The sequence below is a fragment of the Bacteroides galacturonicus genome (assembly GCF_003096855.1).
GTDB classification, from domain to species: Bacteria; Bacillota; Clostridia; order Lachnospirales; family Lachnospiraceae; genus Lachnospira; species Lachnospira rogosae.
Window position 1 is genome coordinate 106,629 of record NZ_QEOA01000005.1, and the last position, 16,857, is coordinate 123,485.

General features: G+C 33.2%; 12 protein-coding genes and 1 pseudogene. 2 read left to right on the forward strand and 11 right to left on the reverse strand.

Annotated features, from left to right (window positions below; translation table 11 throughout):
* Positions 1–14 precede the first annotated feature (14 nt).
* From C7390_RS07350 to C7390_RS13660, 4 genes are all read right to left on the reverse strand, one after another.
* On the reverse strand, positions 15–644 hold the full coding sequence (locus C7390_RS07350; RefSeq protein WP_055306710.1) for an MBL fold metallo-hydrolase: 630 nt from the start codon (positions 642–644) through the stop codon (positions 15–17).
* A gap of 87 nt (positions 645–731) precedes the next feature.
* On the reverse strand, positions 732–3,032 hold the full coding sequence (locus tag C7390_RS07355) for a RelA/SpoT family protein (protein WP_055306711.1): 2,301 nt from the start codon (positions 3,030–3,032) through the stop codon (positions 732–734).
* 11 nt (positions 3,033–3,043) lie between these two features.
* Positions 3,044–3,880, reverse strand: coding sequence for a sugar phosphate isomerase/epimerase family protein (locus tag C7390_RS07360; protein ID WP_022502260.1), 837 nt, complete (start codon positions 3,878–3,880; stop codon positions 3,044–3,046).
* A gap of 192 nt (positions 3,881–4,072) precedes the next feature.
* The gene (locus tag C7390_RS13660) at positions 4,073–6,481 is read right to left on the reverse strand and encodes an RIFT barrel domain-containing protein (RefSeq protein ID WP_318295598.1); all 2,409 of its coding nucleotides are present in this window, start codon (positions 6,479–6,481) and stop codon (positions 4,073–4,075) included.
* 192 nt (positions 6,482–6,673) lie between these two features.
* On the opposite strand from C7390_RS13660, the gene nrdG reads away from it, so the two are divergent.
* Together nrdG and dut are read left to right on the forward strand one after the other, a co-directional pair.
* Positions 6,674–7,201 carry an anaerobic ribonucleoside-triphosphate reductase activating protein gene (gene nrdG, locus C7390_RS07370; protein WP_116443869.1) on the forward strand — a complete coding sequence of 176 codons (528 nt, stop codon included), beginning with the start codon at positions 6,674–6,676 and terminating at the stop codon, positions 7,199–7,201.
* Positions 7,202–7,280: 79 nt separating this feature from the next.
* Positions 7,281–7,724: a dUTP diphosphatase gene (gene dut, locus C7390_RS07375; RefSeq protein ID WP_022502263.1), complete on the forward strand. Its 444-nt coding sequence runs from the start codon at positions 7,281–7,283 to the stop codon at positions 7,722–7,724.
* A 278-nt stretch (positions 7,725–8,002) separates the two neighbouring features.
* Here dut and C7390_RS07380 read toward each other — a convergent pair.
* The 7 genes and pseudogenes from C7390_RS07380 to C7390_RS07410 form a co-directional block, all read right to left on the reverse strand.
* Positions 8,003–8,446, reverse strand: a pseudogene (locus C7390_RS07380) (hypothetical protein); the annotation flags it as partial.
* A 30-nt stretch (positions 8,447–8,476) separates the two neighbouring features.
* Entirely contained in the window at positions 8,477–9,265 is a 789-nt protein-coding gene (locus C7390_RS07385) for a YhgE/Pip domain-containing protein (RefSeq protein WP_116443871.1), read from the reverse strand.
* 202 nt (positions 9,266–9,467) lie between these two features.
* Positions 9,468–12,974: a protein kinase domain-containing protein gene (locus C7390_RS07390; RefSeq protein WP_318295599.1), complete on the reverse strand. Its 3,507-nt coding sequence runs from the start codon at positions 12,972–12,974 to the stop codon at positions 9,468–9,470.
* 16 nt (positions 12,975–12,990) lie between these two features.
* The gene (locus C7390_RS07395) at positions 12,991–13,743 is read right to left on the reverse strand and encodes a PP2C family protein-serine/threonine phosphatase (RefSeq protein WP_116443873.1); all 753 of its coding nucleotides are present in this window, start codon (positions 13,741–13,743) and stop codon (positions 12,991–12,993) included.
* A gap of 2 nt (positions 13,744–13,745) precedes the next feature.
* The gene (locus C7390_RS07400) at positions 13,746–15,641 is read right to left on the reverse strand and encodes an AAA family ATPase (RefSeq protein ID WP_116443874.1); all 1,896 of its coding nucleotides are present in this window, start codon (positions 15,639–15,641) and stop codon (positions 13,746–13,748) included.
* Entirely contained in the window at positions 15,610–16,209 is a 600-nt protein-coding gene (locus tag C7390_RS07405) for a 4Fe-4S cluster-binding domain-containing protein (protein ID WP_116443875.1), read from the reverse strand. The genes C7390_RS07400 and C7390_RS07405 overlap by 32 nt, the downstream gene beginning before the upstream one ends.
* Positions 16,200–16,835: an FHA domain-containing protein gene (locus C7390_RS07410; RefSeq protein ID WP_116443876.1), complete on the reverse strand. Its 636-nt coding sequence runs from the start codon at positions 16,833–16,835 to the stop codon at positions 16,200–16,202. Before C7390_RS07410 ends, C7390_RS07405 begins: the two co-directional genes overlap by 10 nt.
* Positions 16,836–16,857: the final 22 nt, after the last annotated feature.

Here is a 16,857-nt window from a genome sequence, read left to right on the forward strand (position 1 = left end):
ACTGTTCATCTTTCCTACGCACCTATATATGGGTTATGAACCCTCTCATATCCTATGCTTGTTCCCTCGCCGTGTCCTGTATACACCTTGGTATCATCTGGAAGTACCATTAACTTGTCCTTAATTGAATGCACAATGTCGCTCATACTTCCGCCTGGGAAATCTGTTCTTCCAACTGACTCACAGAAAAGTGTATCACCTGAGAATAACACGCCGATTGACCCAATATAATAGCACGTTCCGCCCTCTGTATGTCCCGGTGTGTGAATTGCCTTAATATCAAATCCTGCAAGCTTAAGTATATCACCGTCATTGTGCCATACATCAGCCTTCACAGACAGGTTCATTCCATAAGCCTCACCAAGATTAATATGAGGTGTACTTAATGTATTCTTCTCCTCTGCTGAAGCATACACCTTAACATTATACTTATCCCTCACTTCATCTGCTGCCATAATATGGTCAAAATGTCCGTGTGTTAAAAGTATTCCCTTTAACATACAGCCAGACTGCTCTATCATCTCGCTTATCTTTCCAGCATTATCCGCAGGGTCTATAAGCACGCACTCCTTAGTGTCTGTATTACAAAGCAGGTAGCAGTTCGTTCCTACCATTCCTAATACTCTTACATCTATTTTATACATTATAATCTCCAATCCCTGTGTCAAAAATGCTGCCGCACGAAGCAATATATAAAATATCTTAACTTCGCACGACAGCAGTTATAAATATCAGCCTGTAGCTCTCTCTATATCTGTCACTCCGTCAATCTTTCTTAAATTGTCAATTAATCTGTTAAGCTCTTCCTTACCAGATACAACAAATCCAAGATTGATTGTTGCAAGCTGTTTCTTATTAACACGGCTGTTCATAAATCTTACATCTATATTGGCTTCCGTAAACAGACGTGAAATATCAACAATAAGTCCTTTTCTATTGCCTGCATATATATTAATCTCTGCACTGTACTTCTCATCTTTATTCTCTGTCTGCTCCCACTCAGCTTCAATAAGCCTTGCTCTTTCATTAGCTGGGAAATTAAGAATATTAACACAATCTGTTCTGTGAATTGATATTCCTCTTCCTCTTGTAACAAACCCAACAATCTCATCACCCGGCACTGGATTACAGCACTTAGAGAAACGGACAGCAACATCATGTATTCCTTTTACAACAATACCGCCTTTGCCCTTCTTCTCCTTCTCTTTCTCCTTGCTCTCACTTGCCACAATGCTGTCAAGTACCTGCTTATCAGTTATCTCAGCCTTCTTGGTCTTCTGATATTCCTCATTAAGCTTATTGACAATCTGACCTTCTTTTAATGCACCATGTCCTACTGCCGCAAGAACAGCATTCCAGTCTTTGTAACCATATTTTCTTAGTGCTTTCTCAACAAACTCAGGCTTATTAATCTCAGAAAGAACAATTCCCTTACTCTTACAGTAATTAGATATAAGTTCCTTGCCCTTTATAATATTGTCTTCTTTAAGCTCCTGCTTAAACCACTGGTTAATCTTGTTACGGGCCTGTGTTGACTTAACCATTGAAAGCCAGTCACGGCTTGGTCCTTTGGAATTCTGTGATGTTATAATCTCAATTCTGTCACCATTCTTAATCTCATAATCAATATTAACAAGCTTGCCATTGACCCTTGCACCAACCATCTTGTTACCTACAGCACTATGTATGCTGTATGCAAAATCTATTGGATTAGAACCTGCTGGAAGTGTCTTAACATCACCTGTAGGAGTGAAACAGTACACTGAATCAGAAAAAAGGTTAAGGTCATTCTTAATTGATGATAAGAATTCCTTGTTATCAGACATATCTCTCTGCCATTCAAGAATCTGTCTTAGCCAGCTAAGCTTAGCTTCCTCACTCTTATCAGACTCTCCTGTCTTGCCTTCTTTATACTTCCAGTGGGCAGCAATACCATATTCAGCAATTCTGTGCATTTCATAAGTTCTTATCTGTACCTCGAATGGCTGTCCGTTAGAAGCAATAAGTGTTGTATGAAGCGACTGGTACATATTAGGCTTAGGCATTGCTATATAATCTTTAAAACGTCCCGGTATTGGCTTATACATTTCGTGAATAACACCAAGTGCCGCATAACAATCCTTGACTGTATCAACCTTTATGCGAACGGCAAATATATCATATATCTGGTCAAGTGTCTTATTCTGGTTAACCATCTTTCTATATATTGAGAAGAAATGCTTAACTCTTCCGTCTATCTCAGCTTCAATTCCAGCATTGCTAATGTGCATACCTACTTCTTTGATAATGCTCTTTATAAATGCCTCCCTGCCAGGTCTGTTAATATCAACCTGCTTTACAAGATCATTATAAGTATCCGGCATAAGATACTTCATTGATAAATCATCAAGTTCTACCTTAATCTTGGATATACCTAACCTATGTGCAATAGGTGCATATATATCCATAGTTTCTCTTGACTTTTCTACCTGCTTGGCTGGTGACTGATACTGCATTGTACGCATATTATGAAGCCTGTCGGCAAGCTTTATCATAATAACTCGTATATCCTTTGCCATTGCAAGGAACATTTTTCTTAAGTTCTCAGCCTGAACCTCAATCTTATCGTGCTGGTAATTAAGCTGTGTGAGCTTTGTTACACCATCTACCAAAAGTGCTACTTCATCACCAAATTCCCTAGCAACATCTTCACTTGTCATAACCGTGTCTTCCACAACATCGTGCAAAAGACCTGCAATAATAGATTCCTTATCAAGTTCAAGCTCTGCTAATATAATGGCAACACACAATGGGTGAATAATATATGGCTCTCCAGACTTTCTAAACTGTCCTTCGTGTGCCTCCTTAGCCACTTTATATGCTCTCTCTATATCAGATAAATCTGATGAGGGATGATACTGCCTGATTGTTTCTATAAGCTTATTATAAAGCACTTCAGGACTTGTAAAATCTGCTGGAGTATCAACCGACTTGTCCACCTGACTTGTCTTGATATTGGTATTGCCTGCTAATTCTATATTATTCTCTGGCATATAATTTCTCCCTACACTTCTGAATATAGTTTTTCCATAAATTCTCTTGTTGCTACTGCATTTTCTGGTACAGTATTCTCAAGTGTACAATGAACATATGGCTTATGTTCCTTAATCTTCTTAAGAAGAAGCGGATAATTAAGTCCGCCTGTTCCCGCCGCTATTGATTTAAGTTCATCACCTTCAACAACATAATCTTTGCAGTGGACAACTGCTATATCCTTTAATAATAAATCAAATGCCTGATTAATTATCTCATCCTGCTTATCTATATTACCCACATATAAAAGATTGACTGGATCAAATATAATCTGAAGATTAGGTGAGTCTATCGCATCAAGAACCTTTCTTGCTCTCTCAACTGTATTAACAATATGCTTCCATACCGGTTCAATCGCAACTATAACGCCGAACTGTTCTGCATATTTAACAATTGGTCTTAAATTATCTATAAAGCACTGTAAAGCTTCCTCTGAATGGTTAGCTGGCTCATACTTGTACTCCTCATTGACAGCACCTGTCTCTGTACCAACTACGCCACAGCCAAGTATACTTGCAAATCTTATATGTGCCTTATATTTCTCAACTATCTCCTTGTGCTTCTCCCCGTTAGGATTGCAAAGGTTAAGGTAACAGCCAAGTACTGCTATATCAACCTTATTCTCTGCACATAATTCTTTAATATACATTGCAAGACCTGGTGTCATAGTCTCTACTCCAGGCTTGAACTCCTTAATAGACTTGCTTAATGCTATGTGCATACAATGAAATCCCTGATTATGTATATTAGGAATAAGTTCATTAAGTGGTGCATATGCCACATCGTGTGCTCTTATACCGATTCTCATAATTAACCTCCTTAGGCTGTTACTCTATGTTATGATTATTTAACCCAAACAGCCATATCAGTATATTCTTTCTGATATGGCTGTCTGTTTCCGGTGTGCTGTGTGTCCCAGTAAAATGACATCTTTCATTACTGAAATGCCATCTTATGCCTCTTACACATACATCATAATATTTATTTTAACACATTATTGTCAGAATGTCATATTATTTTCACTAATTGCATTATAATAAGTTGCAAGTGGTATGAAACTCTGTGCAAATCCTTTTCCTGAATTGCCCTGACATATTACCGCATCATCTATAATAGTCTTGACTCCTACTGCTCCCTTAGGCACTTCATTCACAGCACCCCTGAACGTATTAAGTCCATATTCAAGATACTGTTTATTACCTGTAAGCTCATAGGCTATTGCAAGTGCTTCAAGAAGCAGGGTATTATTGCCATTTCTTGCAAGACTTGGAAGCTCCTTATAATAGAACAAACCATTATCCATATAACAGTTCTCTGTCAGGTCATCAACTGCCCTTAATATCATCTGCCTGATATCTTCTCTTGGGAATATTCTGTAATATCTCATAACGCTTCCTACCGCTATTGATATCATAAAGCCTACTCTTATGGCTGTATTATCTGTGTAAGGTGATAACCAGTCTCCATATTCTTCTTCCCACTTCTTAAAATTATCAATTATCCAGTCACATTTTACAAGCCATTTATTATCATTAGTCTCTACATAAAGGGCTGTAAGTGTTCTTAGTGCCCATCCGGTTTCCCTTGCATTGGCTTCACCCGGCACCTGATACATAGGCGTTTCAAGAAGTTTTAATACATTTTCTCCTATTCCAATGGCTGTATCATAGCCTCTCTTATCACCTGTAAAATGGTAATAATCAAGCAGACCCTCTACCCACTCGTGAGAGCATACCATAACACCATTCTTACAATGTCCTGCCGTGTGCTCCCACTGTCCGCCAATTCTAAGAGGATTACTGCTGTAATGGCACACATCTATATCCATCCAATGCTTTGCTGACACAATCAGATAATCCATAAATCTTCTGACACCGGTTCTTGCATACATAAGTGCACACGCATGTGGATAATCGTATTCATTATTGCTCCAAACAGGCTTTCCACCGCCACGTCCCTGAACAGTGTAGCCCTGATCTACCGTGTCGCCCCAGTTAAGCATACCATAGCACCTTGAATGTCCGTCTGCTTTTGCCATAAGTGATATCTCAAAATCATCATTATGCTTTACAGGGAACACATCAATCATAACCCCTGCCCTCTTAAACACTTCCGGTGCTATATATGGTCTGTCTGGCATCTGGTATATAAGACTTCTGTTGTCTATCTCCCACAGCTTCATAGCAGGACTATGAAAATGTATCATAAACTGCTGTTCTTTTGCCATTCCTGACTGCATAGTAATCTCCCCGACATTCTCAGGAACAAGCATAACAGCCACACCTTCACTGCACGACTTCACTGCCTTAGGATAATTCTGCTGTGCCTGATGAACCGTAACACTAAAGCCATCTTCACCATCAGTATAATCAGCCATAAATGTTCCATAAAATACCTCTGCAAAATGCTCATTAGCCTCTTTCACAAGATATTTATCATCAATTACCTCATTGACCTCCTCGCCATTCTTACCAATTATAAAGCTTGTCTTATAATTAGAAGTTGCAACAACAGTTCTTATATTATTGACATCAGCCTTCTTTTCAATCATATCAAGCTCTGTTGTACCTCTTGTCATAAATACAGGACCATCATTATGCGAATTATCTGTACGGATATCACCACAGCCTGTTGAATCGTTACCTGCTGCAATTTTAAGAGGCTTTAACTGCTCTGTAATTACACTATCTTCTGATTTCTTAATATAAAATACAAGCGACTTTATCTTTAACTCATCATCTGATGTATTAATAATTCTGTATGTAATATTAACCCATGGCTTTCCGGCATAACCAGTGACTTTAATAACTGCCTTAATATTTTTGTTCTCAATATTCCCTACTGCGATATTACTGCACTCAGCTTCTACGCTTGCAGTAACTGGTCCGGCCTCAACAACCTTCCACTCTCCAATCTTAAGCTTATAAGCATTGCCATCTTTATCCTTAAGATATGGACCTTCAAAATTCTTATCTGTATATACTTTCCTGTAATCATTAAGCTGCCTGAATATTGAACTGCTGTTGTTGGCAACCTCATATTCCAGACTGCCGCATTTTATTAAAAAGCCATTATTAACCGGTGTTACGCTGACGGTGCCATCTTGCTTAGCACACTCTGATTGTCCGTCTGCTATAAGATTAGCTAACTCCTGTTTAGTAGTTGTCAATACTGCCTTTGCCAACTTATTAGCTGGTAAATCTGCCATAAAATCGACAAAAAGATACTTTATACTGCCGTCATCATACTCTGCCGTAACCTTTGGCTGGATAATACATTTTCTCTTATTCTGAACTATGCTTATATTATCCGTATTATATAGTTCCCCTTTAGCAAATGGAACTGCTATGCTAACACATTCATTAATTCTTGGATATCTGTATAACTTGTCAAAAAATATATCAACCATATAAAGCCTCTTTTCTGTTATGCATTTTACATATGTAGTGTCTGCTATACTATTTCTATTACGTTATGCGTTAAATCTTTAACTATTGTTATTATAATATTAATTGCCACTTCTAACCACTGTTATATTTGTCCAATTTATGATATTATACATATTAATTTACATATAAGGCACATAATCAGGAGGAATATTTTGAACTACGCTGAAATTAAATATAACGACATCGCCAATGGTCCTGGAGTACGTACAAGCATTTTTGTAAGCGGATGTACACACCACTGCAAAGGCTGCTTTAATGAAATTGCGTGGGATTTTAACTATGGTACACCTTTTACTGATGCAACCATATCTGATATAATTAATTCAATGAAGCCAGATTATATTGCTGGTCTTACACTGCTTGGCGGCGAACCATTTGAACCAGCCAATCAAAGGGGACTTATTCCGCTTCTAAAGGCTGTAAAGGAAAACTATCCGGCCAAGGATATATGGTGCTTTACCGGTTACCTTTTTGATGAGGATATTATGGATAAAATGTATGACAAATATCCTGAAACCAGAGAAATGCTTTCATATATTGACGTATGCGTAGATGGCAGATTTGTTGAAGAATTAAAAGATATGATGCTTAAATTCAAGGGTTCATCAAACCAGCGCACAATACTTGTACAGCAGTCCTTAAAAGAAGGCACTGTAATTACTGCTGAGGAATACCAATAATTAGTGGAAAATCTATATAAAAATTTTAGGTATTAGTCAGTCACCTGAATATCAATAATATTAAGGAGAATAATTATCAATGAAACAGACAGTTAAATTTAAAAAGCTTACACCAAATGCAATAGTTCCAACTTATGGTACAGAATTCTCTGCCGGTGCAGACCTCTATTCCGGAATGACTGAACCAGTGATAATCAACGCTGGTACTACAGAATTCATCAAGACAGGGATTGCTATGGAAATCCCTGAAGGCCTTGTTGGTCTTGTATACGCACGAAGCGGTATGGCGTGCAAAAAAGGTCTTGCCCCAGCCAATAAGGTCGGCGTTATTGACTCTGATTACCGCGGCGAGCTTATGGTTGCATTACACAACCATTCACAATCCCCTGTAACCGTTGAACCTGGCGACAGAATTGCACAGCTTGTACTCACACCTTATATTACTGCTGAATTCGTTGAGGCTGAGGAATTAAGTGATACAGTGCGAGGTGATGGAGGATTTGGGTCTACTGGGACTAAGTAATATTTTAAATAATAGTAATCACTATTTACTATTATAAAAATGCTGCATTTTATAGATTGATTATGCCAGCCTTCAAATATTAGAAAAAATGATATGTACCATTTTACCTAACAAACTCCTGTAAAGTAAAATAGTAGATATCAAAAGTCTAATTATTGGAAGCTGGTATTTTTATGTCTGAATATTCTTTTATATCTATATCCTGTCTTAAGTTCATCTTATAGTTTTCCATATCAGATTTTACACGATTGTCATAAGATATTTCTGTTTTCTTAAGTTCATCTTATATTTTTTATAAAAAAATATAATACAACTGCCATAATAACTGCTGTAGGATATAATATAACTGCTTTGCTCATAAACCACGAAAATCCATTCTTTAGCTTATCGTGATATTCCACTAATGGATACATCAGGCAAAATGCAAGACACCATACCCAAAGTCCTACTGACATCATATAAGCTGCCATAGCGTGACCATTATTTTTCACTGTTGTTACCTGTGTCTCCTCAATTGAAAGTGGATTAACAAACATATCTATATTATTGTCTGTCACAGCGTTTTTTGATACCTTATCTGCTCCATCATTTAATGAAGTATTAAGAACCGTTATTCCGTCACTAACTGCTGTAATTCCAGCCTGTAAATCTTTAGAACCATTTGCTAATGCTGCTGTACCATCTGAAAGCTTAGATGTTCCATCCGATAACTGCACAATCCCCTGTTCTAATTCTGTTCCTTTCTCAACAAGCTATTCACTTCCTGCCTGAAGCTGATGTGTGCCTGCGGCGGCTTTATCAATTCCATCTGATAATGAATTTATTCCGTTATCAAGCTGTCCAACGCCTTCAACATAACTTTCCACACCATCACCAAGCTTCCTGCTTCCCTGATATAATGTCTGGCTTGAGTCCGCCACAACATTAAGCTTATCTGTAATAAGTCCTGCTCCATCATCTAATGAACTCATTCCTGCAAGCAGCTTTTCTGTACCATCTGATGCCTGCCCCAAGCCATCTCCAAGCTCTGCAATACTTGCAAATACTGCATTTGTATATGTTGTTGTAACCTCAGATATAATATTTGCCTTAATTTCTTTTATGGCACTTTCACTTAATTTGCTGGAAATGTAATTATATCCCGGATTAGTTGCATATTGTAGCTGCATTTTCTCTGGATTAGAGTTCATCATTGATGCTGCATTCTTTGAAAAATCCTCTGGAATAGTTATTACCATATAATAGTCACCATTCTTAAGACCTTTATCTGCATTTTCTTCATCTGTAATGATAAAATTCATTGCATTGTTCGTTTTTAATGAGCTCTCAAGATTATCACCCACGGCAAGTATCTTCCCATTATATTCAATCGCAGCATCATTATTGACAACCGCTACAGGCAGTTTTCCAATCTCCCCATACGGATCCCACATAGAATTCAAAAACAATCCTGCATATATAGCTGGAATCAGCATAATTACTACCATCACCACTAATAGCAGCTTATTTTTGAATAAATGTGTAAGTTCCTGCTTAATCATTTATATTGTGTACCTCCTTTCGTTAACCGGATTTACTATACTAAATACAGTTAAATAACTAAGGGGGATTTTCTAAATAGTTTATAAACAATGTAGCAGCTTCGGGAGAAGCTGCTACATTGGTGTGGAAAATCTTGTTCTATGCTTAAACTGAATATTTATAAATAGTCATTAATATTTTGCATAAACATATATAATTGTATTAGTCTTGCCTTAACATATCATACACATTTTGAAATGTCCAATCATCTTTCGTAATCTCATACTCTGTAAATTTTTCCATATCTTTATATATTTTGTTATCAATCTTCTTATTTTTACTAACCGATGAAATATTATAATCATTTATTTCATTTCTACTACCATAATCAATTTTAGTATGATATATTTCAGCATCATAATATACATAAAATTTTATTTTTTTATCATACGATTCATTTATTTCCTGTTTTTGATAATCATATAAAGAATATGCTATTAATTTTGTTTTAATATCATCGTTAGATTCAATTATTGCATAATAATCATCATCTACAAAAGAAGCTAAGTTATTTCCTCCTTGATTAAAAAGTTCGTAAACAGGCAAATAACTATTTAATCGTTCATAATCATCTTGTAATAAACACTCTTCTTGAATAGACATCAATTTTTTAAAAGAATTATTCCATTCTTTTGCCAAACTTAATGAATCTTTTTTAATGATAAAATTTACTTCTTTATACATATCATCAGGTAAATTATTATCTGATACTATAGTTGTCGTATTAAATAACTCTATCTTATCTGTTTGTACTTTATTCCAACTTCTAGCAGCAATTAAAATAATAAAGATTAATGCCATCAACAATATATCAGGCTTGATCGGCGTATCATCTAATTGATAAAATGTTGTTTGTATTCCTTTTCCAACTAAATCTTCCATATAAACTGAAATATCATGTTGAGAATAATGTATAAATTTATAAGTTGTATTAGATAAATTTTTATAATTTTTACTTTTTATATCTTTTTCAAGTTCTTCTATACTATATTTAATTAATGCTTCTTGTTTAATTAAATTTTGTTGTTTCTTTTTCCTTCTATACTTACTTAATTCATTTTTAAATCTAACAGACATTATAATTTCAATTATTATAGATAATAATATTAATATTGGTCCCCATATCCACACATTAATTTCATAATTATATGTATTTTTATAATATAGATACTCAAATAATGCCGGTATTAATATAATAATACTCCATAAGTTTAATATACCTATACATAACAAAAATATTATTCTATTAATTTTAGGCTTCTTTGCCTCCTCAACATGAGCATTTTTTTCAAATTTTTTATGAAATTTCTCAAGTTTTTTCAAATTTTCTTTGTAAACATAATCAAGTATTTCTTCTCTGTCATTTTGCTGCTTAAAATTTACCAAATAACCTTCTGTAATCATATTTTTTGCAATAAATTTAGGAAGATACACCTCACTCTCCACCTCAACCAATTCATATTTTTTAGATTTGGGTATAATGTAACTAGAATATGGATTATACATTTTTTTCTCTACCAGAATTGACTCTTGTATAAAAACAACTCCAGTTGTATTTTTTAGAGTAAAATAATTTAATTGTTCTTCTATATCATCAAAAAAATGAATATATTTTACAAAAAACTGTGTAGTTTCATTGTATTTATTAATTTTATTAGTTATTTCTATTATCTTATCTCTTACAGAAACTGCACCTCCATTAAAACCATAGTTATCAATTTCATTAACAAACGATGTATAATATTTGTAATAAAATGAATTTCTAATCCCATCAATAATAGATTTATCCTGTGATAAATCATAAATCGCCTCTAAAAATCTAATTATAGGGAAAAAGGCTTTATCTGTACTATATTTTACATTAATATCTACCAAATTTAAACCAAATCCATTTCTTATAAGAAGAGTATTTATCTCCTCTCCTTTGAAACATTTGATTGCATATTTTACTATATCATTTTCTATGCTTTGTTTATTCTTCCTGTAATTTACAGCCTTGTCAAAACCTGATTCATTAAGATTATTTATTATTATTTCAATAAACCCATCTAGGCAATTACAAGTTCCATTTGTAAACTTACGAACAATAATGCCAGGTGAAAGTAATTCTGCATAATATAATTGTGCTCTTGACATAGATTCTTCTGATATCTTTAATATATCATCAATCGCCTCAATATTAGCTTTTCTTTTTTCATTCACCTCATAAAATACTCTTATTGCCTTACTAGAAAAAAGAGGTTCAAATATATGATTATTTTCAGCAACAGCTTCATATAAATCTTCGGCAATTTCGTCATTATTATGATATAATTTGCCATTCCAAAACAAATTTATTTCAGGTGCAATATTACATACAATTTTAAATGCTGAGACAGGTCTTTCATCTATGCTCTGATTTGCCTCTCTTATATCTAATATTTTTGAATATATTTTTTCATCATACTTTTCAAAAGCATTATATAGAGTTTGTCTAAATACATCCCTTATAGTTGCATTCCAATCCCTTTGGGCATAAGCAACTGCTAATTCATATGGACTTGTATATTCTTGATCAATAAAATAATGTTTAAATGAATTTACTCCATATGATGTACTATAAACTTGTAGTTCTTTCCCATCAAGCCAATCATTAACTTCACTATAACCTGCTCTAACATTTGGATCATATGATAATAATGCTTTAATTAAATTTAAAAATCTTTTATTATTCTCTACTTCCTTTGGATAAACAACATTATCATCTTTAAATCTGAGTACAATTTCCTCATTACTTCTGAACAACCTATATTTAGTATCATTTACATACATTTCACATAAAGATACTCCCAATGCAAAATAATCCGTTTTATTAGCAACTGCTATTCTTTTCCTATGATCCATACTTGCACTTACTGCTGCATATACCGCTGCATCAGGTGCTAAATATCCATCACTTACCTTTCCATCCGCCAATGTAATTGATCTGTTATCAGATACATTTTCATCCCCTTTAGTAACAGAACCAAAATCTGATATAATAGGAATATCATTTTCATCATCTATTAGCATATTAGCAGGTTTAATATCAGAATGTATAAATCCTGCTTTATGAATACAATTTAATGCTTCATTTAAAACTCTAATATATCTTTTAAGACGTGATTCATTATTAGAAAAATCTGGTTTATGTAAATCAAGACTCCCCTTATTATAAATAGGAAATATATAAAAATATCTATTTTTATATATTCCATAATCAATAAGCTTAATAATACCAGGTTTAGTATTATTTGACAAAAACCTTACTATATCGTCTGAATATCTATTTTGTTTTCTAACTCTGTATATTTTAGCAATATATTTTTCTCCCAAAGCAGTCTGAACTTTATATATTTCTGCTTGACCACCATAACTAAACGATTCAACAATTGTATAATCATTATTATTACCTTTTATTACCTCACCTATCTCCAAATCATATATATATTGATCTTCATCATTATTATAATAGTTTTTGTTTGAATTTATATCATCTTGCAATGTTGATGTCATTCGATTACTTTGATTATCTATAGGCAACGTACCTGTTTGTCTATCTATTGGTAACGTTCCGGTTTGTCTATCTGAAGCCAATGTTCCCGTTTGTCTATTATCTTCTGGCAATGTACCTGTTGTTCTTTCTCCCACTTTAAACACTCCTTTCTTATAATCTATTAACAAGAATTAATGATATGTTATCCCCTGCCCCATTTGAATATATTTTATCTAATATAATATCTGCCTTTATGCTCAATTCATTATCCGTAATTAATACATCTTCTACCTCATCAATACTAATATAGTCTGAAACTCCATCTGAACATAACATCAATAAATCTTTTTTGCGAAACTTTTCTCTATGAGTAATAACATCAATCCATTTAGAGTCAAATTCATCACAGCCAACATAACCACTAATTATATTTTTTTCTGGATGTGTATACATCTGGCTTTCACTAATTAAACCCATATCATACAATTGTTGTACTTTGGTCTGATCTTTTGTTAACTGTAATAAAACTCCATCTCGAAATCTATATGCTCTACTATTTCCTAAATTATATGTAGTTATCTCATCTTCTAGTAAAGCCACTATACACAAAGTACTACTAATGTTTGGAAATAACTTTCTTTGATTTCTTATAGATAATATTTTCTCATTACCTTTTTCCACACAATTTATTATTTCTTCTTTATTTCTCGCATTACATTCTGCAATATTCCTTAAAATCTCCCTAGAAGCTAACTCACTAAAAGGCAAACCACCTACACCATCTGCTACAGCAAACACACCTTCATCTCTATCTTCACACCCCATTAATTTTCCGTTACTAATAATATTATGCCCAACCAATATTGAATCATCACAGGTAGTATGTACCAGTCCTTTATTTACTAACGCCACATATTCTATCATTGTTAATTCCTTTCCAGACTTGCAATAATTTTAGGCATTTCCAACTCAGATTCATCTGAGTTTAACCCAGTAATGTCCTCAATAATTATTGTCTGACCATTTTCAATCCGGTTATCAAAAACATATGTTGAGAGCGGTGTTGTAAAATACTCCTCTACTATATTTCCTACACCTCTACCGCCTTCCTCAAGATTTGTAAGCACTTTTTGATATAATTTTTCTTTTACAATATCATTTCTAAATTCAATTCTTATTTTTTTCATACTATAAACTGCTTTACAAATTTTATTAATTTGAGAAAATAATATTTCCTTTGCTGCTTCTGGTTGTATAAAATTAAATACTATAAGATTTTTACCTATTCTATTTAATACCTCTGGTTTTCCTTTACTAAAGAAATAATCCTGTATTCCCTTAGTTACAACTTTATTTAATTCGTTATATGACATATTCATATCAACAACTCGCTTTTTTACTCCGCCAACATCTTGATATATGCCTAAGTTACTTGTAAATACAATTAAACACTCTGAAAAATAAACTGTATTTCCCTGTCCATCAGTCATTCTTCCATCTTCAAGTATCTGTAAAAATTTATCCCAGATAGTTGGTGAAGCCTTTTCAACCTCATCAAATAATAATAAAGAAAATGGATGTTCCTTTATAGTATTGGTTAATTGACCTCCTGATTCATATCCAACATATCCTGGAGGTGCTCCAAATAACTTCTGAGCCGAATGACTTTCAGAATACTCACTCATATCAAATCTTCGACAAGCACCTTCATCTCCAAATAATAATTCAGCTATTGCTTTAGCCAACTCTGTTTTTCCTGTACCTGTCGGACCAGCAAAAAACAAAATCCCTTTAGGCTTAGATGCAGAAGAATGTTGCAATCCTGAAAATCCTGTCTTTGCCCTCTTTATAATAGAAATACTCTTTTCAACAGCAACATCTTGTCCTTTTATTCTATCTTTAATTTTATTATTTTCGAGTTTTTCTCTCTCAATGTCATCCCAAGGATTTTCTTTAATCCCATACTTATATAAAGAAATCACATCATTTAATTGTCCTGATGTTATTTCCCCTAACCTTTTAAACTCACGAATTCCTCGTAAATCTAATATTTTCATTCCCTCAGTCATATCAATAAATTGCTGAATATCTTTTTCGTTTTCTTCATCATCTATAAAATAATCATAATAGCAATCCAAATATAATTTTCGTACGTGTTTATCTGGTAATGTTATCATTATATTTTTCACATATGGATTATCCAGATAAAACCATGTTGGAATATCATTAATTTTATCAACTATAAGTATTAATATATTTTGCCTTGTAATTCCGTCATTCCCATAATTGCTTTTTGCATTCATAGAAGCGTAAAGATAATTACTAAATACTGCTCTCTCCTGTTCACTCATATGACTAGGTTCCGTTAAAATTCTTGATGCGTAATTAACGCAAAATATGGTTGGTCTATCACTTTCTATCAAAGTCGTCTTAATTACTTCACTAGCATCAAAATAATTGATAGCAATTGAATTTGCTATCTGTCCATCTGTTCGCTTTTCATCTTGATTATCTTTATATTCTTTATATTGTTCTTCAAATGTATCAACAGAATATTGATTGTACATACTATCAAATACATCTATCAATTCTGCCTGCTTTTGTTTGTTATAAAAGCCATTTATCATATCATAATAACAAATGTTATATCCCATTTTTTTATAATATTCATATACATACGAATTTAAATCGTAAAAATCTTCACATTCTGTTTTTTTTTCATTAAAAATAGGGTATTCATCATATATGTTTCCTTCTAAAATAATGCAACTTTTTATTTTAGAAAAACACTCAATTTCTCTTATCCACTTTGGTATTTTCACCTTTTTTCCTCCTGCTATTATGTATTCCCACCGATATTAAATTGTCATTATAGTAAAAATTTTCTATTATCCTTCCATTGTTCATATAATTTATATATTTATTATTTATTTTAGGATTATGAAACTCTATTACTTGATTAGAAGAAGCTATGAGTGGTGTATGATTATCATTAAGTTCATCTACATATTCGCCATATATCACCACTGTCGCTTTCTCTATACATTTTATGGCATAATCATTATTCAAATCATATATTTCTTTTTTCGAATAACCTGTAAATATCAAAATATCGTCTGTTATTTCCAACATAAATGTAATTATTTCAAATAAATCCTTAGCTTGGCAAAACGGCTCTCCACCAGTAATTGTAATTCCATCAATTTTTTTATCAATTTTACTTATCATCTCTTTTATGACTGTCATAGAAACTTCACTATTGGGATTAAATAACTGCAACTCAGGATTTGCACAATTAAAGCATCTTTTTTTACATCCTCTTATCCATATAGCCAATCTATCACCTGGACCTAATGAATGAACTGGATATAATAATCTATCTATCTGCATATACTTACCTCAAATTTCTGATCCGCCAAAGTAAGCTCATCTCCATCCACCAGTATATTTTTATTGTTAGGAAAAAGCCTGTTTCCATTTATATATGTAAAATTTCTACTGTTATTATCTGTTACATACACTTCTGTATTAGTTACTTCTATCACTGCATGTTTTCCACTTACATAATTTAAATTCCAAAAATACTCTGATTCGATATTTCCATAAGCCCCTATCATATGTTTACCAGTAGGAATTAATATCTTTTTTCCATCTCTTTGATTTATTAATCGTAAAGCTGATATTCCAGCCTCACTCCCATTTAATTCTATCCCTTTATTTTCGATATTATCTATTTGCTCTTGGTTAATTTCTTGTTTCTGCACAGAATCTTCAGTTAACCTTTTAATAGCATCATTTCCACAATATGGACATTGACGAATTTTTTCTTTTTCATTTTTTATATCCACCTTATGATTACATACCGGACATATTTTAAAATATCTAATATTAGTATTCGTTAGCTTTTCATCTTCAATTTTAATTGGTAGTAATGAAATATCCGTTCCACAAGTTACACATATAAACCTATTTGCTGGATTTTTCTTACCACATTTATCACATACTCTAATTTGCATAATATTTTTCCTTCTCCCTACT

Bases quoted from the DNA above. Each gene is read 5' to 3' on its own strand.
- C7390_RS07350 (WP_055306710.1), bottom strand. From the start codon at position 644: ATGTATAAAATAGATGTAAGAGTATTAGGAATGGTAGGAACGAACTGC.
- C7390_RS07355 (WP_055306711.1), bottom strand. From the start codon at position 3,032: ATGCCAGAGAATAATATAGAATTAGCAGGCAATACCAATATCAAGACA.
- C7390_RS07360 (WP_022502260.1), bottom strand. From the start codon at position 3,880: ATGAGAATCGGTATAAGAGCACACGATGTGGCATATGCACCACTTAAT.
- C7390_RS13660 (WP_318295598.1), bottom strand. From the start codon at position 6,481: ATGGTTGATATATTTTTTGACAAGTTATACAGATATCCAAGAATTAAT.
- dut (WP_022502263.1), top strand. From the start codon at position 7,281: ATGAAACAGACAGTTAAATTTAAAAAGCTTACACCAAATGCAATAGTT.
- C7390_RS07385 (WP_116443871.1), bottom strand. From the start codon at position 9,265: ATGATTAAGCAGGAACTTACACATTTATTCAAAAATAAGCTGCTATTA.
- C7390_RS07395 (WP_116443873.1), bottom strand. From the start codon at position 13,743: ATGATAGAATATGTGGCGTTAGTAAATAAAGGACTGGTACATACTACC.
- C7390_RS07405 (WP_116443875.1), bottom strand. From the start codon at position 16,209: ATGCAGATAGATAGATTATTATATCCAGTTCATTCATTAGGTCCAGGT.
- C7390_RS07410 (WP_116443876.1), bottom strand. From the start codon at position 16,835: ATGCAAATTAGAGTATGTGATAAATGTGGTAAGAAAAATCCAGCAAAT.